General features: G+C 39.6%; 19 protein-coding genes. 16 read left to right on the forward strand and 3 right to left on the reverse strand.

Annotation, left to right across the window (positions count from 1 at the left end; translation table 11 throughout):
* Positions 1-21: 21 nt before the first annotated feature.
* The 15 genes from HMPREF2979_RS01675 to metG all read left to right on the forward strand — a co-directional run bounded on the left by HMPREF2979_RS01675 (position 22) and on the right by metG (position 13897).
* Positions 22-645, forward strand: coding sequence for a GNAT family N-acetyltransferase (locus tag HMPREF2979_RS01675; protein WP_070654799.1), 624 nt, complete (start codon positions 22-24; stop codon positions 643-645).
* A 148-nt stretch (positions 646-793) separates the two neighbouring features.
* Positions 794-1417: a GTP pyrophosphokinase gene (locus HMPREF2979_RS01680; protein ID WP_070654801.1), complete on the forward strand. Its 624-nt coding sequence runs from the start codon at positions 794-796 to the stop codon at positions 1415-1417.
* Between the two features lies 1 nt (position 1418).
* Positions 1419-2096, forward strand: a complete 678-nt coding sequence (locus tag HMPREF2979_RS01685) for a response regulator transcription factor (protein WP_070654803.1) — start codon at positions 1419-1421, stop codon at positions 2094-2096.
* Between the two features lie 13 nt (positions 2097-2109).
* Entirely contained in the window at positions 2110-3333 is a 1224-nt protein-coding gene (locus HMPREF2979_RS01690) for a sensor histidine kinase (protein WP_070654805.1), read from the forward strand.
* Between the two features lie 237 nt (positions 3334-3570).
* The gene (pyrH, locus tag HMPREF2979_RS01695; protein WP_002885551.1) at positions 3571-4308 is read left to right on the forward strand and encodes a UMP kinase; all 738 of its coding nucleotides are present in this window, start codon (positions 3571-3573) and stop codon (positions 4306-4308) included.
* A gap of 14 nt (positions 4309-4322) precedes the next feature.
* On the forward strand, positions 4323-4880 hold the full coding sequence (gene frr, locus HMPREF2979_RS01700; protein WP_014633971.1) for a ribosome recycling factor: 558 nt from the start codon (positions 4323-4325) through the stop codon (positions 4878-4880).
* Positions 4881-4970: 90 nt separating this feature from the next.
* Positions 4971-5828, forward strand: a complete 858-nt coding sequence (gene cvfB, locus HMPREF2979_RS01705) for an RNA-binding virulence regulatory protein CvfB (RefSeq protein WP_070654807.1) — start codon at positions 4971-4973, stop codon at positions 5826-5828.
* 8 nt (positions 5829-5836) lie between these two features.
* Complete coding sequence (locus HMPREF2979_RS01710) at positions 5837-6052, forward strand: YozE family protein (protein WP_002885591.1); 216 nt, start codon at positions 5837-5839, stop codon at positions 6050-6052.
* Between the two features lie 239 nt (positions 6053-6291).
* Entirely contained in the window at positions 6292-7560 is a 1269-nt protein-coding gene (locus HMPREF2979_RS01715; RefSeq protein ID WP_021144621.1) for a LysM peptidoglycan-binding domain-containing protein, read from the forward strand.
* 79 nt (positions 7561-7639) lie between these two features.
* A complete protein-coding gene (locus HMPREF2979_RS01720) occupies positions 7640-8704 on the forward strand; it encodes a PhoH family protein (RefSeq protein WP_070654809.1) in 1065 nt (354 codons plus the stop codon).
* A 125-nt stretch (positions 8705-8829) separates the two neighbouring features.
* The gene (locus tag HMPREF2979_RS10385) at positions 8830-9234 is read left to right on the forward strand and encodes a hypothetical protein (protein ID WP_261787278.1); all 405 of its coding nucleotides are present in this window, start codon (positions 8830-8832) and stop codon (positions 9232-9234) included.
* A 79-nt stretch (positions 9235-9313) separates the two neighbouring features.
* Positions 9314-9529, forward strand: coding sequence for a hypothetical protein (locus HMPREF2979_RS10390; RefSeq protein WP_261787279.1), 216 nt, complete (start codon positions 9314-9316; stop codon positions 9527-9529).
* A gap of 152 nt (positions 9530-9681) precedes the next feature.
* The gene (locus HMPREF2979_RS01730) at positions 9682-10776 is read left to right on the forward strand and encodes a zinc ribbon domain-containing protein (RefSeq protein ID WP_064520597.1); all 1095 of its coding nucleotides are present in this window, start codon (positions 9682-9684) and stop codon (positions 10774-10776) included.
* A 129-nt stretch (positions 10777-10905) separates the two neighbouring features.
* Positions 10906-11784: a hypothetical protein gene (locus tag HMPREF2979_RS01735; protein WP_064520598.1), complete on the forward strand. Its 879-nt coding sequence runs from the start codon at positions 10906-10908 to the stop codon at positions 11782-11784.
* Positions 11785-11893: 109 nt separating this feature from the next.
* Positions 11894-13897, forward strand: a complete 2004-nt coding sequence (gene metG / locus HMPREF2979_RS01740) for a methionine--tRNA ligase (RefSeq protein WP_070654811.1) — start codon at positions 11894-11896, stop codon at positions 13895-13897.
* A 202-nt stretch (positions 13898-14099) separates the two neighbouring features.
* Here the strand turns inward: metG and HMPREF2979_RS01745 are convergent, their stop codons facing one another.
* From HMPREF2979_RS01745 to HMPREF2979_RS01755, 3 genes are all read right to left on the reverse strand, one after another.
* Positions 14100-14945, reverse strand: coding sequence for an aldo/keto reductase (locus HMPREF2979_RS01745; protein ID WP_002885489.1), 846 nt, complete (start codon positions 14943-14945; stop codon positions 14100-14102).
* Positions 14946-14955: 10 nt separating this feature from the next.
* On the reverse strand, positions 14956-15852 hold the full coding sequence (locus tag HMPREF2979_RS01750) for a LysR family transcriptional regulator (RefSeq protein WP_002885507.1): 897 nt from the start codon (positions 15850-15852) through the stop codon (positions 14956-14958).
* A 238-nt stretch (positions 15853-16090) separates the two neighbouring features.
* Complete coding sequence (locus tag HMPREF2979_RS01755; protein ID WP_014633981.1) at positions 16091-16831, reverse strand: CPBP family intramembrane glutamic endopeptidase; 741 nt, start codon at positions 16829-16831, stop codon at positions 16091-16093.
* Between the two features lie 410 nt (positions 16832-17241).
* Between HMPREF2979_RS01755 and HMPREF2979_RS01760 the strand changes: the two genes are divergently transcribed.
* The gene (locus HMPREF2979_RS01760) at positions 17242-19179 is read left to right on the forward strand and encodes a GbpC/Spa domain-containing protein (RefSeq protein WP_070475879.1); all 1938 of its coding nucleotides are present in this window, start codon (positions 17242-17244) and stop codon (positions 19177-19179) included.
* Positions 19180-20189 lie beyond the last annotated feature (1010 nt).

A 20189-nucleotide genomic window follows, 5' to 3' on the forward strand; every position in this document is an offset into this window, starting at 1 on the left:
CAGACAGATTAGGAGATTATGATGCAATATCGCAAAGCAAGACTAGACGAAGTTCAGGAAGTTGCACAAGTATGTGCCGATGCCTTTGAAGATTACCCCTATCTTTCAATGATTGCCAGTAATTTAAAGAAGCCTGAACAGTATAAGGAATTTGTCTTAGCCTTGCAGGAAATATTGGTGCGTTTGGCGATTAAACGGGACTCATGTTTGGTGGCTGAAAAGGACGGTCGCATTGTTGCGGCAGCTATTTTACAGCATCAGACGATTTCTATGCTTAATTATCTTCAAAATGGGGCGACCAAGCTTTTCCGTTTTATAAGCATCACTAAGTTGTTCAAGTATTTTAACTTTGTTGAAGAGTCTGAAAGACATCTGGAAGATTCTGCAGAATACGACTGGTACTTGATGATGTTGGCGGTGACTCCAGATTATCAAAGAAAAGGGATAGGAAGTCGCTTTTTGCTTGAAGAGGTTGAACCTTTTGTGCGTAGTACAGGAGGCCACAGTCTTGGTTTGATTACCAATCGCGATTACAATGTACCTTTCTACGAGAAAAATGGCTACAAACAATGTGGTTATAAGGTTTTGACCTACGAAACACACAAACTAGGCAACTGGCCTTTTGTCAAATCACTTGATGCATAGCCTTGTGCTAATTAAACTTAGATAAGCAAAATGAATCTGGCTTCGGCTGGATTTTTTTCTTAGCCTTAGAGTCCTTCTTGTCTGGCTCAGTCCTTATTTTTACGCCTAACTATGCTATAATTAGGAAACGCTATTAGAGGAGGTTTATATGTCAACTCCAAGTATTTATGGGGAATATGCTCAGTATCTCCCCAAGATTTTACAAGAAATAACAGACCCGATTATTGCGGCTAATATTACTAGCAAAAAAGAAACAGGTTTCAAACTCTATGAACATTTCATTTCACGAATCAAAGAAAGTGATTCTATGCGTGAAAAGTGTCGTAGGAAAAATTTGCCCGAAACCAGCCAATCTGCTCTCAAGGAAATTCGTGACAGTATTGGGATTCGAATCGTTTGTGGCTTTGTCGATGATATTTACAAAACTATTGATGTCATCAAGGCTATCCCTGGCGTTTCTATCTATAACGAGAAAGATTACATTTTAAATGCTAAGCCCAATGGCTATCGTTCTTACCATCTCATTTTGGAAGTAGAAACCGAGTTTCCAGATGTGCTAGGAAATGAGAAAGGAACCTATTTTGTTGAGGTTCAGCTTCGGACCATCGCTCAGGATTCCTGGGCCAGTTTGGAGCATCAGATGAAGTACAAGCACGACATCAAGAATCCAGAAATGATTACCCGTGAGCTTAAGCGCTGTGCGGATGAATTAGCTTCATGCGATTTGACCATGCAGACCATCCGTAACTTAATTCAAGAAGGAGGGGACTAGAATGGCTTTGAAAATTCTACTAGCTGAGGATGAAGAGGCTCTTTCTCGAGTTTACAAGGCAGCCCTAGAGCATCAGGGTTATGAGGTGGATCAAGCATTCAATGGGCAAGAGGCAGTAGACCTAGCTGCACAGAATGCCTATCAAGTGATGATTATGGATATTATGATGCCCATTAAAACAGGTATTGAGGCCCTGAAAGAGATTCGCTCCTCTGGGAATAGGACGCATGTCATTATGTTGACAGCTATGGCTGAAATTGATGATCGCGTGACCGGGCTTGATGCTGGGGCAGACGATTACTTGACCAAGCCTATTTCCCTTAAGGAGCTTTTGGCGCGTCTGCGCTCATTAGAGCGTCGTGTGAGTGAGAGCTTCACTGCCAAAATTTTGACTCTTGGTTCTGTTCGATTGGACCAAGAGGAACAGGAGTTGGTAGCTGGAAACGCTATTCGACTTTCAAGCAGAGAGACCAAGTTAATGGCCCACTTCATGCTCAATCCTGCTAAAAAACTAACGACGGAACATCTTTTTAAGACCATCTGGGATGATGAGGAAGATGTAGATGAGTCAATTGTCTGGGTCTATATTTCCTATCTGCGTCAGAAATTGCAAGCCATACAGGCTGACATCAGCATTCTTGGTGAAAAAGGTGGCGACTTTTGCCTTCTCGCCAATTAGAGAGGAGTAGCCCATGTTTAGACGTTTACGACTTCAATTTATTACGATTGCTTCCTTGGCTATCCTCTTTATCTTGGTCTCTACTGTGGGAATCATTAATACTGTGAGGTCCTTTCAGACGGAGCAGGAAATTAGTAAGGTTCTCAACACACTTACAGAAAATAATGGTAGTTTCGGAAAAACGAAAAAAATTGAGACCAATCAAGGGCGTGAAATTCCATCAGATAGTTTTCGTTTTTTCAGCGTGACCTTGTCTGGTGATGAAGTGGTCAGTCAGGATACCAGCCATACTTCCTTGATAAATGATGAAGAGGCCGCTACTTATGCCCGTGCAGCTAGTCGTATGACGAGCGCTCTTGGGACCTTTAGAGAAAAAAATATTAATCTCAGTTATCAGGTTAGTAAAGTCAGTAAAAATAAGATCCTTGTGGTCTTTCTGGACACGACCTCTTATTATAATTCCTCCCAAGCCTTGTTAAGTCTTTCTATCCTTTTATCAATGTTTGGCTTTATCTTTTTTGTCATCATTGTCAGTGCCTTATCAGGAATTGTCATTCGTCCCTTCATTCGAAACTACGAAAAGCAGCGACGTTTTATTACCAATGCTGGTCATGAATTAAAGACACCATTGGCCATTATTTCTGCTAATACGGAGCTACAAGAACTTATGACTGGAGAGAACGAATGGACCAAGTCGACGAACGACCAGGTGGCACGTTTGACCACCCTAATCAATTCTCTGGTAGCCCTATCTCGTTTGGAGGAACAACCGGATATTGTTCTTCAAGATGTAGATTTTTCTTATATTACTGAGGATGCAGCAGAGGACTTTAAGGGGCCTGTTGTCCGAGATGGTAAATCTTTCGTTATGGACATCACACCGGATATTCATGTGAAAGCAGAGGAGAAGTCTCTCTTTGAACTTGTAACCCTCCTTGTGGATAATGCTAACAAGTATTGTGATCCAGAAGGGACAGTAACCGTAAGGCTCCATCAGATTGGAAGGACACGAAAACGGGCTCGTCTAGAAGTATCGAACACCTATAAAGATGGTAAAGCTGTTGACTATAGTAAGTTTTTTGAGCGCTTTTATCGTATTGAAGAATCCCATAATAACAGAGAACACAAGGGTTTTGGTATTGGCCTCTCCATGGCCCAAAGCATGGTCAAATTATTTAAGGGGCGTATCTTTGCCTCTTATAAAAATGACACCATCACCTTTACGGTCATCTTGTAAGGATATTTTTTAAATATTTGACTAGGTGAAAACCCTAATTTATGATAAAATAGTAAGGATGAAGATTTAGTGTTTCCTTTGCAAAAAAAGAAACCATTTTCCTATCCTAATCATAAAAAGGAGATGCTCGAATGAGCCCCTTTAACCACCTTAAAAGGCTGGTAATGGATGACTTAGGAAAGATAAATCTCAGCTAAGAATCAAATCATAAAACAAAATAGTTAATAGGGAGAAATCATGGCAGAACCAAAATACAAACGTGTCCTCATTAAGCTTTCAGGTGAAGCTCTAGCTGGTGAACGAGGTGTTGGGATTGATCTTCCAACTGTCCAAGCTATGGCTAAAGAAATTGCTGAAGTAGCGGATTCAGGTATTCAAATTGCTCTAGTTATCGGTGGTGGTAACCTTTGGCGTGGTGAACCTGCAGCTGAAGCAGGAATGGATCGTGTTCAAGCGGACTATACTGGAATGCTTGGAACAACTATGAATGCCCTTGTTATGGCAGATAGTTTGAAACAACTCGGTGTTGATACACGTGTTCAAACAGCGATTGATATGAAATCTGTGGCAGAGCCTTATATTCGTGGTCGTGCCCTTCGTCACCTTGAAAAAGGTCGTATTGTTATCTTTGCAGCAGGTATTGGTTCACCATACTTCTCAACAGATACAACAGCGGCTCTTCGTGCAGCTGAAATCGAAGCTGATGCTATTCTTATGGCTAAAAACGGCGTTGATGGTGTCTACAATGACGACCCTCGTAAAAACGCTGATGCCGTTAAGTTTGACGAGTTGACACACGTGGAAGTTATTAAACGTGGTTTGAAAATTATGGATGCCACAGCTTCTACCCTTTCAATGGATAATGACATTGACCTTGTTGTCTTCAATATGAACGAGCCAGGAAACATCAAACGTGTTATCTTTGGTGAACAAATTGGAACAACTGTATCTAACAAAGCAGAATCACACAAATAAGAAAGAGAGAATTTATGACAAACGCAATTATTGAAAAAGCAAAAGAACGTTTCGCCCACTCACATGAGTCATTGGCCCGTGAATTTGGATCTATCCGTGCAGGCCGTGCCAATGCATCACTTCTTGACCGCATCACTGTAGAATACTATGGTGCCCCAACACCACTTAACCAATTGGCTTCAATCACTGTTCCTGAAGCACGTGTCCTTTTGATTTCACCATTTGATAAGGGCTCAATTGCTGATATTGAACGTGCAATCAACGAATCTGACCTTGGTATTAACCCAGCTAACGATGGTTCTGTTGTGCGCTTGGTTATCCCAGCACTTACAGAAGAAACACGTAAAGAGTTGGCTAAAGAAGTGAAAAAAGTCGGTGAAAATGCTAAAATCGCCATCCGTAACATCCGTCGTGATGCTATGGATGAAGCTAAGAAGCAAGAAAAAGACAAAGAAATCACAGAAGATCAATTGAAATCTTTGGAAAAAGATATCCAAAAAGCAACTGATGACGCTGTTAAGAAGATTGACAGCATGACAGCAGAAAAGGAAAAAGAACTCCTTACTGTTTAATCAATAGAAAAATAAGGAGAGTGGGACAGAAGCAAAAGAGCATGGACTATGTTAGCTTCCTTGTCCGACTCTCTTTTTAGAGGAAAAAAGATGAATACATTACTTGGAACAATTATTACTGCCCTAGTAACTGATGAAAATGACAAATTTTATTTTGTTCAAAAGGACGGTATGACTTTTGCCTTGTCTAAAGAAGAAGGGGAGCACGCCATTGGTGACATGGTGACAGGTTTCGCCTATACAGATAGCAAGCAAAAATCACGTCTGACTCAAAAGGAAATCAAGGCAACTCGCGATTCTTATGATTGGGGAGAGGTCACTGAAGTTCGTAAGGATTTGGGTGTCTTTGTAGATGTGGGAATTCCAGATAAGGAGATTGTTGTCTCTCTTGATGTTTTGCCGGAACTCAAAGAGCTTTGGCCTAAGAAAGGCGACAAGCTCTATATCAAACTCGATGTGGATAAAAAAGACCGTATTTGGGGGCTTCCTGCTGAACCTGAGGTCTTTCAACGTATGGCTGGTCCTGCTTACGATAATATGCAAAACCAAAAATGGTCAGCCATTGCCTACCGTCTCAAACTCTCAGGAACCTTTGTTTATCTACCAGAGAATAATATGCTTGGTTTCATCCATCCCTCAGAACGTTATGCTGAGCCACGCTTAGGTCAGGTCCTTGAAGCGCGTGTGATTGGGTTCAGAGAAGTTGACCGTACCCTCAATCTTTCTCTTAAACCACGTTCTTTTGAAATGCTTGAAAATGATGCTCAGATGATTTTGACCTATTTAGAGAGCAATGGTGGCTTTATGACGCTTAATGACAAGTCATCACCAGCAGATATCAAGGCAACCTTCGGTATTTCTAAGGGACAATTTAAGAAAGCTTTAGGTGGTCTGATGAAGGCTAAAAAAGTCAAACAAGACCAGTTTGGAACAGAATTAATCGGTTAGGAGAAAGTATGAGAAAATCCTTTTATACTTGGTTGATGGCCCAGCGTAATCCGAAGTCTAATGAACCAGTAGCAATCTTGGCTGACTTGGCTTTTGAAGATTCAACCTTCCCGAAGCATACTGATGACTTCGAAGAAGTCAGTCGTTACTTGGAAGATCAAGCTAGCTTTTCCTTTAATCTGGGGCAGTTTGACCAGATTTGGGAAGATTATCTGGCTCATTAATAGCGACTAAGTTTACGATAAACATAATGACTTTTAGCATTTTCTTTAAAAAGTAATTACCATTTGAATTGGTATGAATTGTTACAATTTTTTACAAATATCTCAGCTTTTTTTCAATAAATTAGGCTTGTTACAACTAGTTAGTAATTGCTTTAAAGTGCAGTAAATCACCCCTTTTTTGACAAAAAGTGTGGTATCATTGTAGATGTTAATATTGTTAAAAAAGGAATGAATTATACATGTTATCAAAATCTAAAACAACAAAGGCACTTCTTTACTCGACCGCAGCACTTTCACTTTTTGCTGCAAGTCACGTACATGCCGATGAAACTTCAAACTGGGCAGCTCGTTCAGTAGATCAAATCAAAGCAGACATCGCTGTAAGTGACAACCAACAAACTTATACAGTTCAATACGGTGATACTTTGGGAAGTATCGCTGAAGCAATGGGTATCGATGTGAATGTTTTGGCTAACATCAATCAAATCACAAACATTGATTTGATTTACCCTGGAACAGTCTTGACAGCAACTTACAATGCTGATAATCAAGCTGTCTCTGTTAAAGTTGAAGCTCCAGCTTCAGAAACATCAACTACACCTGTAGTTGCAGAAGCTAATTTAACAACTAACGAAGTGACTGTAAATGGTCAATCTGTAGTTGCAGCGGACTTGACAGCTCCAGTTGAAACAGTAAGCACAACAGCTACTCAAGCACCTGCTACAGAAGAATCAACTCAAGCTGTTTCAGAAGTAACAGAAGCTATCGCATCAGCATCAGAAGCACCAGCATACGCAGAAACTGAACAACCAGTTGCTGATGCTATTGATCATGTCACTGCGTCAGCAGAAGCTACACCTGAAGCAGAAACTACTCCAGCTGCTGAAACACCAGCACAGCCTGAAGTAAAAGAAGAAGCTCCAGCGGCAGAGCAACCAGCAGCAACATCAGAAGCGTCTTCAGAAGCACCAGCGACTTCTGAAGCGCCAGCAGAGCAACCAGCAGCAACATCAGAAGCTGTTTCAGAGGCACCAGCTGCTTCAGAAGCGCCAGCAGAACAACCAGCGGTAGAACCAGCAGCAACATCAGAAGTGGCATCAGAAGCACCAGTAGCTTCAGAGGCACCAGCAGCACAACCCGCATCAACAAATACACTTCCAACGGATCCACACCTTCAACCACAAGCTGAAGCTTTCCGTCAAGATGTAGCAGCACAATTCGGTCTTACTGACATCGGTGGTTACCGTGAAGGTGACCCACAAGACCATGGTAAAGGACTTGCCGTTGACGTTATGGTACCAGTTGGTTCAGAAGTTGGTAATCAAGTCGCTCAATATGCTGTAGACAATATCTCAAATGCAGGTATTTCATATGTCATCTACAGACAACAATTCTACGCACCAGTAGATAATATCTACGGACCAGCTAACACATGGAACCAAATGCCAGACCGTGGTAGCGTTACTGAAAACCACTATGACCATGTTCACGTGTCATTTAATGAATAAGTCAGAATAATAAAAAGTCACGCCTGGCGTGATTTTTTTGATATAATGGAGAAAAAGACGAAAGAAAGAGGAACTCTATTTGCAAGAGTATTCTGTTGAAATTACCCTAAATCACCCAGATGATGTCTTGTCACTTTTTGGGACCAATGAGCGCCATCTAAAACTTATTGAAGAAAACCTAAATGTTATCATTCATGCTCGAACAGAGCGTGTGCAGATCCTTGGAGATGACGAGGAAAGTGTTGAATTGGCTCGTTTGACCATTCAAGCCCTCCTTGTTTTGGTGGAGCGTGGAATGTTAGTCAACACCTCAGATGTTGTTGCAGCCTTAACCATGGCTCAAGATGGTTCGATTGACAAATTTGTTGCCCTTTACGAAGAAGAAATTATTAAGGACAATAGTGGCAAACCAATCCGAGTGAAGACCTTGGGGCAAAAGGTCTATGTTGATAGCATTAAAAACCATGATGTGGTCTTTGGGATTGGTCCAGCTGGTACAGGGAAGACCTTTTTAGCGGTTACCCTTGCGGTTACGGCCCTTAAACGTGGTCAAGTTAAACGTATTGTTCTAACTCGTCCGGCGGTTGAGGCGGGTGAGAGCCTCGGTTTCTTGCCTGGTGATCTCAAGGAAAAGGTGGATCCTTACCTTCGTCCTGTTTATGATGCCCTTTATCAAATTCTCGGCAAGGAGCAGACGACCCGCCTTATGGAACGTGAAATTATTGAGATTGCCCCCCTCGCTTATATGCGTGGTCGTACCCTAGAGGATGCCTTTGTTATCCTTGATGAAGCACAAAATACAACCATCATGCAAATGAAGATGTTCTTGACTCGTCTTGGTTTTAATTCTAAGATGATTGTCAATGGGGACATGAGTCAGATTGACTTGCCACGTCGTGTTAAATCAGGCCTGATTGATGCCATGGAGAAATTGAAGGGAATCAAGGCTATTGATTTTGTTCACTTCTCTGCTAGTGATGTCGTACGTCACCCAGTTGTAGCTGATATCATTAATGCTTATGAAAAAGATGCACCTAAAGTTGACTTTGAGGAAAAATCAGAGGAAACAAACAAGGTTGAAGAAGAAGTAGCATCAGGATTGACCGAATACCCAGTTATTGGTGCTGAGGATCTTAAAAAGTAAATAGCTAAAAAGAGGTTTGAGAGTATGTGTTCTCAACCTCTTTTCCTTTGTAGTCATGTCATTAGCTTTTCCCCTATTTTTGGTAAAATAGTATTGAAGAATGGGGCAATAAGGAGGGAAAAAGTATGACTAAGGCAAAAAAATGGAAGATTGGTATCATCTTATTTCTTGGACTTGTTGCGACAGTCTTGATAGCTATGGTAGAGGGAAGATTTTGGAAGTATCAAGAGAACTATATTCCAGACGGTACTTATCAGATGATAAAATACGAGGATAAATCGGCATATTCCAATGAATTGATAAATAGGACTGAGCGGGGAGAGAATAATGATAGCTTATATGAGGATTTTATAGTTGTTGAGAATATGAAATCTCAATTTTATTATGTTTTTGTGGGAGATGGGGAATCTTTTGTCTCACCATTTGAGCACGATGAAAAGCTCCCACAGACTTTTGACCCACGTACAGGGACTTTGAAACAGGATTTAACAGTTTCTGAATATAAAGCCTCTAGTGATTTCTCATATTGATAAGATTTCTAAAAAGGGAGAGGAGTACTCAAACGTAAAGGAAGTATCTGTCCAAAGGTGTGTAGACGATTATAAAAAAATGTTGAAGCAAAAAAGAACTTATGAAAAGCGCCCTAATGGCCTCGTTCTGACTGTTTATACTAATGATGGACATATTGAGTCGCGTAGAACTTTTAAACGATTGAGCTCAGAGGAAGCCAAAGAGGTCAAAAGTGGTTATGATTGGGACTATGAGTATGCCTTGAAGCATTATAAGTACCGGAATCATTATGGGGATTATGCCATCTGGCGCTGATCCACTTATCGTGCAAGCACCTCTTTACTATCGAGAATCATAACCTAATGATTTATTAAAAAACCTTACAGTCTTTATGATAATTGTCAAATACTATTTCACCATTTATTTTGGTACAATAGAACAGTAGACCAATAAAAAAGGAGATTATTATGAACCAGCAAGAGTGGATTGAGTACTTTGAATTAGTCAACGGTCGCAAACCAACTCCCGCAGAGTTAGCTCAAGCTCAAGCAGCAGGCGAGTTTATCCTTGAACGACCTAACCCTAACGTCTTTGGCTCAAATGGACAGGTGACGGAGCAAAGACCGATTAAACCAGCTGAACCTGTGATAACTATGACACAGCATCCTCAGTTTGCCCAAACAACAGCAACCTTCCAACAAGTCGTACCTGCTAAAAAAGGTATGTCTAAGAAAACTAAGATTATTTTGGCATCAGTCTTTGGTTCCTTGGCAGCGATTTTACTTATCGTTGGGGGCTACTCACTATGGCGCTACCAATCAGGTAAGATTGCAGATGGAACATATGAGGTAGTCAGTTTTTCTTATTACAATGAAGATAAGAATAGAATGGTCGACGGCATTAAAGAATACGAGGATGAAGACACAAAATTGTTAGACTTTTTAGTTGTAAAGAAAAATCAATCTAATCATTACAATTATTTAGAAAGCGATGGGAAATCTTCAATTAGTCTAATTCAGAACGAGAAATCGATTCCTCAGAAATTTGATCCTTGGAACAGAACTCAAAGTCAAGTACTTAGTTCAGATGATGTTAAAGATCTTGTCACTGACTATATGAAAAAAATGTCTAAAGAGTATTCTTTCTACTCAAAAGATGATGTTAAGAAAACTGTAAAAACAGCAGTTAGTGAATATAAGGATACTCTTAAAGAAACACGTACTTACGTAAAACATGGCGATGAATTTACGCTTAATATTTATGATAAAAAGGGTAAGTTAAAAATGACTACTACCTATAAGCTAATGAGCCGGGAAGATGGTGAAGAACGTAAGGATGATTATGATGATGCCGTTAAGGATTACAAGAAAGACCTAAAAGAGATTAGTGACAAGTATGACGAATATAGTGACTACGGTTACGGTTATGGTTATGGCTACGATTACGGCTATGGTTATGGTAATGACTATGGTGATACCTATGGCGGATATAATGACGGTAAGAATAGTGGATCAAAATCAGATTCAAGTGATAGTAGTAAAAAATCTAGTGATAAAATCTAATCAGCCAATGATATAAATGAGTAAAGTGGTACAAGAAGGAGAGCTAAAACTCCATTTTGGTACCGCTTTATTTTTATGAAAATAGTCAAATAGCTTTGGAGTATTTTTTCTGGTAGAATGGAAGTATCAATGAAAAAGGGGACTTTTATGAACGAAAAAGAGTGGTTAGATTATTTCGAAACAATCAATAATCGTAAGCCGACAGAGGAAGAAATCCAACAAGCAAAAGTTAATGGGGAATTTATTTCTCAAGAGGCTAAGGACGAGGGTGTTAATCCACAGCAAGCTCAGTTGAGTGATCAAGTGACACAAGCCGTTTCACAAGTTGCTCCTGCTAAGACAGGCTTGTCTAAGAAAGCTAAAATTATTATTGCTTCTGTAGTTGGAGCGGTTGTCCTAGTGGCGCTTTCATTTGGTGGCTATGCATTTATGCACCTGCAAAGCGGTAAAATACCTGAAGGAACCTATCTACTTGAAACTTATCGCTTTTACCATAAAGATAAGAAGAAAATGGTTGATGGTATGGAATCTTTCAAGGAAAGTGGCCTAGAGGCTCATGATTTTGTTAAAGTCAAAGGTAACAATGTTAAATTTTATTTTTATACCTTAGCTGGCGGGAACAATCTGGTTGACTTTACAGACTATGATACTGACGAAGCATACCGTCCAGATGCTTGGTCTAGAACGCTTAAACCAACCATGTCACTATCTGAATATACCAAAGTCATTGACCAAGCGGTAGATAATCAATACAAAATAAGTGAATATCGAACTAAGGCTGATAACGATGAAAGTAAAAAGATTTACGTTAAATCCTACAAAGAATCTCTTGAAGAAACCGTTCGATACAAGGTTAAGGGTGATAAATTGATTGTCACTACTTATAATAAGAAAGGCAAACTTATTGAAGAAAGAAGTTTTAAACGCCTATCAGGGGATGACGTGAAGAAATTAGATTATGACTATGAACGTGATGTTAGAGCTGATAAAAAGCGCTTCCAAAACTAGTGATATTTAAAACCAGCCTAGCTGGTTTTTTTAGTGTCCAAAACGTGCTATAATAAGATGTTATATCATCAGTGTTAGCCCATTTGTTAACACATGAAAGGAAATTAAAATGACAAAAACATTCTACATCACAACACCTATCTATTACCCATCTGGTAAATTACATATTGGTTCTGCTTATACAACTATTGCTTGTGACGTCTTGGCACGTTACAAACGTATGATGAACTATGATGTCTTCTACCTTACTGGGCTTGATGAACACGGCCAAAAGATTCAACAAAAGGCTGAAGAAGCAGGTATTACACCACAAGAGTATGTGGATGGTATGGCTGTTGGTGTTAAGGACCTCTGGCAACTTTTGGATATCTCATACGATAAATTCATCCGTACGACTGATGATTACCATGAAAAAGTTGTTGCTCAAGTTTTCGAGCGTCTCTTGGAACAAGGAGATATCTACCTTGGTGAATACTCAGGTTGGTATTCAGTTTCAGATGAAGAATTCTTCACTGAAAGTCAGTTGGCAGAAGTTTACCGTGATGAGCAAGGTAATGTCATTGGTGGGGTAGCTCCATCAGGACATGAAGTAGAGTTGGTTTCTGAAGAATCATATTTCTTTAAACTCAGCAACTACGCAGACCGTTTGACTGCCTTCTTTAAAGAACACCCAGAATTTATCCAACCTGATGGTCGTATGAATGAAATGCTTAAAAACTTCATCGAGCCAGGCTTGGAAGACTTGGCCGTGTCACGTACAACCTTCACTTGGGGAGTAAAAGTACCATCAGATCCAAAACATGTGGTTTATGTCTGGATTGATGCCCTTATCAACTATATCACTGCCCTTGGTTATGGTCAGGATGAGCATGGTAACTTTGATTTGTTCTGGCAAAATGATGAAAACCACGAAATCATCCACATGATTGGTAAGGATATCCTTCGTTTCCACTCTATCTACTGGCCAATCATCCTTATGGCTCTTGATTTGCCATTGCCTACACGTCTTGTTGCCCACGGTTGGTTCGTCATGAAAGACGGTAAGATGTCTAAGTCTAAAGGTAATGTCATCTATCCAGAAATGTTGGTAGAGCGCTTTGGTCTTGATCCACTCCGTTACTACCTCATGCGTAGTCTTCCAGTCGGTTCAGATGGTACCTTCACACCAGAAGACTACGTGGCTCGTATCAACTATGAGTTGGCTAATGACCTTGGAAACCTCCTCAACCGTACAGTTGCCATGATTAACAAGTATTTCGGTGGTCAAGTGCCTGCCTATGTTGAGAACGTTACAGACTTTGATGCTGATTTGGCTAAGGTTGTGGCTGAAAATATCGAAGAGTTCCACAAACAAATGAACGCTGTAGATTTCCCACGTGCCTTGGACGCCGTTTGGAATATCATTTCACGTACCAATAAGTATATTGATGAAACAGCTCCATGGGTCCTTGCAAAAGAAGATGGTGACAAGGAACAATTGGCAGCTGTTATGGCTCACTTGGCTGCTAGTCTTCGTGTGGTTGCCCACCTCATTCAACCATTCATGATGACCACTTCAAATGCCATCATGGAACAGCTCGGATTGTCAGGAGCGTTTGACCTTGAAAATCTTGAACTTTCAGCTTTCCCAGAGAATGTGACAGTCGTTTCAAAAGGTACACCAATCTTCCCACGTCTTGATATGGATGAAGAAATTGCCTACATCCAATCTCAAATGAACGCAGGCAAACCTCAAGAGCAAGAATGGAACCCAGAAGAGGTCGAACTTAAGTCTGAAAAAGACCAAATTAAATTTGACGACTTTGACAAGGTTGAAATCCGTGTCGCTGAAGTTAAAGAAGTAGAAAAAGTCGAAGGTTCAGACAAATTGCTTCGCTTCCGTCTTGATGCTGGTGACGGTGAAGATCGTCAAATCCTCTCAGGTATCGCTAAATTCTATCCAAACGAACAAGAATTGGTCGGTAAGAAACTTCAAGTCGTGGCTAATCTCAAACCACGTAAGATGATGAAGAAATATGTCAGCCAAGGTATGATTCTTTCCGCAGAACATGACGGCAAACTCACAGTCTTGACAGTAGATCCATCGGTTCCAAACGGAAGTGTGATTGGGTAAAATATCATAAAAAATAGTTTTTCAATTTTTTGAATTGGGAAACTGTTTTTTACTAATCTTCAGTTGTGAGTAAAGCGCTTGAAACAGATCTTTGTTGAGTGCTCGAAAGTTTTGCTTCCTTAAAATCGGAATGATCTACTCTTAAGGAAAGTCTTAAGAGGACCTAGTGTATAAGAAAACGAGTTCAGTCGAACTCGTTTTTTTATACACTATATTTCAATAAATGTTTAATGCGTTCCACACTTTCATCAGGTCCATAAGCATTTGGGTATCGGTCTAGTTTACTGATAGCGTCAAGGTCTACTTGGTCTAGGTGGAAGTCAAAGCTATTAAAGTTTTCCTTCATCCGTTCGATATGGGTACTCTTAGGAATGGTCAAGATGCCTTGTTGGGTTTGCCATCTGAGGATGACCTGGGCAACTGTCTTGCCATGTTTTTCAGCAATAGCAGTTAGAGTTGGGTCCTGAAAAATACTATCCTCTCCTCTATGAAAAGGAGCCCAGGCTTGCGTTAGGGTGCCAAATTCCTTATCAGCTTTCTGGATCAGTTTGTGTTGTTTATAGGGATGCAACTCGATTTGATTGACTGCTGGAATGACAGGTGTCTGCAAGGCAAAATCCGCCAAACGCCCTGTTGAGAAGTTAGAAACACCAATGGCTCTAATAAGTTCTTCATGCTTAAGCTCAATCATAGCACGCCAGGCACCATGTAAGTCGCCAAAAGGTTGATGAATCAAATATAAATCAAGATAGTCAGTATCTAGTTTGCGAAGTGTTTCTTTTAGGGCTAATTTGGTATCTTCGTAGCCTAGCTGGCTAATCCAGGCCTTACTAGTCAGGAAAATATCCTCGCGAGGGATACCAGATGCCTTAATGGCACGTCCCACGGCTTCCTCATTTCGATAAAGGCTAGCAGTATCAATCAATCGATAGCCTACAGAAAGAGCATCTTCAACGGCTTTTTGACATTCTTTTTGATCGAAAATTTGCCAGACACCAAAACCAAGGACAGGTATTTTGATGCCATTATTAAGTGTTTGAAATTCCATTTTCTTCTCCTTAGTGGTGGGGTAGTAAGCTATCCTGAATTTCCTCGATAAATGCTTGAATAATTGCGGATTGTTTCTGTTTATTATTGGTCACAAAGCCCAAGGTGTGCTTTGGACTGTTCTTCAGTGGAAGTAAAACAATTTGGTCCTTAATGAAACTATTAACAATACCGAGACCAGAAGCGTAACTATCTGAGGCACAGAGCAAATTCATGACACTACCTCGGTCATTACTGTAAATCACTTGTTGGTCAGGCAGAACCTCGAGAGGATCTTCGTCAAAATGGATTCCAGAGCTTTCTTGACGAAAGCGGACCTGTGGGTATCCCTCTAAATCTTTGAGGTTGAGGGATTTTTTGTGAGCTAGAGGATGTTGGCGACCTAAGAAAATCTTAGTTTCAAACTCTCCAAGTGGGGTGAAAGTCAGATCCATGTGTTGAAAACTGCGTTCTAGGATATGGTCGTTGTCTTCATCTAGATAAATAATCCCCAGGTCACTTTCGAAGCTTTCAACGCTTTTGAGAATCTTCCTAGTCGTTGTTTCAATCAGTTGAAATTCTTGATAGTCACTACGAAAACGTTGGGCAATGTGAGCCATGGGAAGTGATAAGAAATCGTAGTGGTGACTGGCAACAGTGAATGATTTCTTGAATGATTTACGGTAGCGTCCCTCTAGGAGATCTAACTCTCCAAGAATACGTTTGGCGTATTTGAGAAAATCATGACCGTCATCAGTTAGTTTGGCTCCTGTATTGGAACGCTCAAAGAGTTGGACTCCAAGTTCTTCCTCTAAATCACGGATGGATGCTGAGAGATTAGGCTGAGTCAAAAAGAGTTTTTTGGCAGCCTTACTAAAAGACCCTGTTTCAGCGATAGTCTGAACATAGCGACATTGTTGAAAATTCATAAGCATCCCCTTTGAAAAATATGATTGTAGGTCATATTATAACAAAATGAGAAGTCTAAAATCAGCAAAATTCTGATAGGAATAGATGAAGACCTGATATGAAATTTCTATGATTAAGTCGTTTTAGAAATAATAATGGAAAGTGAGCTGAGCTCTAAGAAAATAGTTCTGATAAAAGAAAAACTGCATCCACAGGCTAGACACTAAAAATCTAACTTGTAGGATGCAGTTTTAAATATTAGTCATTAAGATATCTAATGGCTTTCAGTTTTTTAGGACGAATGAGGAAGAGCCCTATAGCAATCAGTGGTAACCAAACAATGAAATTCCAGACACTTGTAGCTGGAGCAGCCTGTGTTGATTGTGAGAGAAGTACACTAGCAAAATCAATCAAACAGTGCAGGACAATAGTCCACCACAGGCTACCAGTACGTAAGTAAATAGCCGCATAGAATATACCTATAGCTGTCGCATAATAAACCTGAAACAGAGTAGCATTCAAGGGTTGATGAGTGAGATTTACAAGATGAGCCAACCCAAAGGATAAGGCAGATAGGAGAACGACACCTAAAACCTGTTTTGAAGATTTAACACCATCTTGGAAGGCGATTTTAAGGAAGAGTCCGCGAGAAACATATTCCTCGAAAAAACCAGCCCCTAAGGCAATAGTCAAGGCAGTTCCTATCATGTGAGGTGCCTTAATGATACCAAAAGCACCCGCAGAAAGATAGAAGAAATCTGCTAAAAGAACCAACCAACATACACTTAAGGTTTCAGACCAACTGATCTTTTTAGTTGATTTTATTTTTAATCCTAGTCGCTTATGGACTAGGAAATAGTAGCCACACCCTAGGCCTAGTGTCTTTATGAGAAAGGCTATCTCCTCTGGCAGTGGCTTAAGAAGCAAACGAAGTACAAGGTTCGCAAAAATAATACTAACCCCAAAAAGGATCAGTGTCCTAGTTTCTTTTTTTGTCATTGAAAAGTCCCCCAACTTTCTTAACATTTTTTTCAAGCATACGACGAAAAACGACTAAAGTCAAGGACTTGAAGGTGTTTTTTATGTATTTTTAGTTATGAAGAGGCCGGTTCTTGATGACCTGCTTCTAATAGAAAGCCTATTCTATCGTTGAAACAGTTTATTATGAGAAAAAAATGAACGGCTGTAAGAAAGTAATAAGTGAAAACTCTGTAAAATCCTTACGAATTATAATTAATTGTAAAGAAATGATTAAATTATAACAAAAGTGTGTCAAATTTTAAAAACATGTAGCAAATATATAATATTTTTTTCAGAAAGCTATTGCCAAATTTTGAAAATCACGGTAGTATATTAAACGGTGAAGAAAATAGGTTAATAAAATGTTAACCAAGAAGGAGAAAGTGTAAATGAAAGTCAATCCATTTAAAACAACATTGTATTCAAGCGTATTGCTTGCAGGACTCGCGGCTACAAGCGTAGCAGCTGCGGATGAAGCTAAAGATGTAACAGCAACTACTGATACTGATGCAACCGTATCAAATACGGCTGCAGAATCAAGTGCTAACCTTGTTAAAACAACAGGTGATGCAGCAGTTGTTACTACAGTACCTGGAACAGAAGAAAAAACTACTACTGAAACAGATACTACTGTAAAAACAACAACTAAAGCTATTGCTGAAGTTTCAAATCCTGACTTCGATAACGCTGTTGAAGCTGCAACAACGACTGCAGCAGCATCAAAAGATTCTGCTGATGTTAAAGCTGTCCAAGATCAAGCAGCTAAAGATGCTCAAGAAGCTTCAAATACAGTTGTTTCTGAAAATAAATTGACTCGTGAAGAAGCTGATGCAGCTCTTACATCTGCAAAAGCAAATGTTGTTGCAACAGGGGGATTCACAGCTACAGAAGAAGCAGGTGTTAAACACACTAGCGTCGAAGCTGCTAACAATGACAACAAAGTTCAAACAACAGCTTTGACAACTGCGGTTTCAGAATATAAACAAAAACTTGCAGATTACAAGACACAATTGGATAAATACTACCAAGACGTTCTTGCTTATGCTGCTTGGGAAAAATCATACAAAGAGTACACTGGTGGAACAACAGCTCGTCTTTTGACAAAAGGCTTGGCTGAAAATGCTACTGGCTTGATCTATAAAACAGAATCTGATGCTACTATGACTGTTGAAAACTCAGCAGGTTCTGTTGACTACTTGGATAAAACAATCCAATCAGGTCACTCAGTAGATGAAATCCTTGAACAATTCAACACATCTCGTTACATTCCAAGTGACTTTAGTGCAGCTAACGGTACACAATACACTATCAATGCTGACGGTGAATACACTGAAGATGTATGGTTGAAGATGGCTACAGGTCAAACATTGACTGTAACATACAACAACCTAAACGGAACATCATTCAATGGTACTCCAGTTAAGAAAATTGTTGCAACTTACACTTTGGTAGAAACACCAAGTACAGATGGTTCAGCCATTGTTAAGTTGTACCACGATCCAACTAAGACACTTTTCATTGGTTCACAAACTGACGACACTAACAAAAAACTTCACGTTAAGATGAACTTGAACTTCTTTGATTCTGAGTCATCAGTGACACCACTTGATTTGTCTAAGAACGGATCAGTTTTGAGTATCTCTTCACTTAACCACTGGAACACTGAGCTTGGAAACCACATTGAAAAAGTTGGTTTGAATGGTAATGAATACGTTCAAATTCCTGGTTCATCTATCACTTTGCATGAAGATGGTTATGCTTATGCAACAAACGATAACGAATTTGTGGCTAACGGTTCACGCTTTAACAGTGACCCAACAGTGGATCCAACAACTGGTGAAGTTACAGATGAAGGTTGGGATGCGATTAACCCAGACGGAACACCTCGTACGAAGAATGCCTACTATGGTGCTGCTGCAACAATCTTCAAGGGTGAACCAATGGACTTCATCGTAAGCGGAAATAACCTTAACGTTCCAACTGCTTACTGGTTCGCAACTAACTCAACAGTAGTTGTTCCTGAATTGCCAGAAGAACCAAACAAACCAGTTCTTCCAAACACTGTTTCAGCAAAAGTTACTTACCACAAAAACTTTGTATCTGTTGAAGAAACAACTGAGAAACCAAAACCTCAAGTACCAACAACTCCAACAGAACCTACACCAGGTAAACCTGTAACACCAACATCAGTACCTGTAAAAGAAGAAGCTCCAGCTCTTCCAGCTACTGGTGAAAAATCAACAGTAGCTTCTGCAGCAGCAGGTGCAGCTATGGTGACATCAGCTTTGGCCTTGTTCGGTATCTCAACTTACAAACGTAAACACTAAGATAATACATAAAAAAGCTAGGAAAATTTCCTAGTTTTTTTAGTTTGGAAAATCAAGTTAACCAGAAATAATAAAGATGAAATTTTCTGACATTTACTGGAATTACTTGATTTAGACTGAAAAAAGAAAAATAGATATACATTTTCTAATTTTTTCAAAATCGCAACTAAAGCCTATATTATAAGCTTTTCTCTATAGTTAACTATGTGTAAAATAAGGGTGTAAATATTATTTTCAAAAAATATGAAATAAATTAATTGACAAAAAATTATAATACAGTATAATAGATTGTGTTAGGAAGAGTTTGTTTTTTTGGCAGGGTGACTCCCTAGTCAAAAAGGACTAGCTTGGAATCTGGAATTCTAAGTTATCAAATTCCAATGTTTCATTGTGATGATTTAAAAAAGAGAAGATTTAAACAGCAAAAAATTAGATTAATCGATTTAAAACATCAGCATCATCGTAGCGGGAGCTAGCGGTATTTTTAATCCGTGTAGAGCAAACGACAGATTCAAAAACAGCAGAATCGGTAGAGACTAATCGTCAAAAGCGAAGAGGGAAAGAAAATAAAGCAGTAACTGCTAATATACCTATCAGAAGGTGGACTAAACCTAATGACTGATAGGTGGTATGTTTTGAGAGTGGCATTTTTAGCCAATACTCTTCTAGAAAATAGTATCTTGTAAGCAGTGCGACGTTCTGCGTAAAGAAGCTAGAGGGAAAGCGTTTCAGATTGACTGACTATCAATCACAAGATACTCTTAACTAGAAACCATTTTGGACCAACACGGTTTTGCGTTTGTTGGTATTGAACTGCACCTAGGGAAATGGTGGTTCAATGTTAGTAAATAAAGACTTTAACTTGTAAAAGTCTAAAAATTGTTTTATCTCATTATCAACTCAAGGATTAAGTTTTTAGTGGGATTGAGGAACAAAAGGGTGATAAGCATATTGGGATGATGCTTCAGTGACGGAATTTGACCAGATGTTTGTGAGAGCATCTGTCTATG

Source organism: Streptococcus sp. HMSC078H12 (assembly GCF_001814615.1).
In the GTDB taxonomy this organism is placed as follows: Bacteria; Bacillota; Bacilli; order Lactobacillales; family Streptococcaceae; genus Streptococcus; species Streptococcus salivarius_F.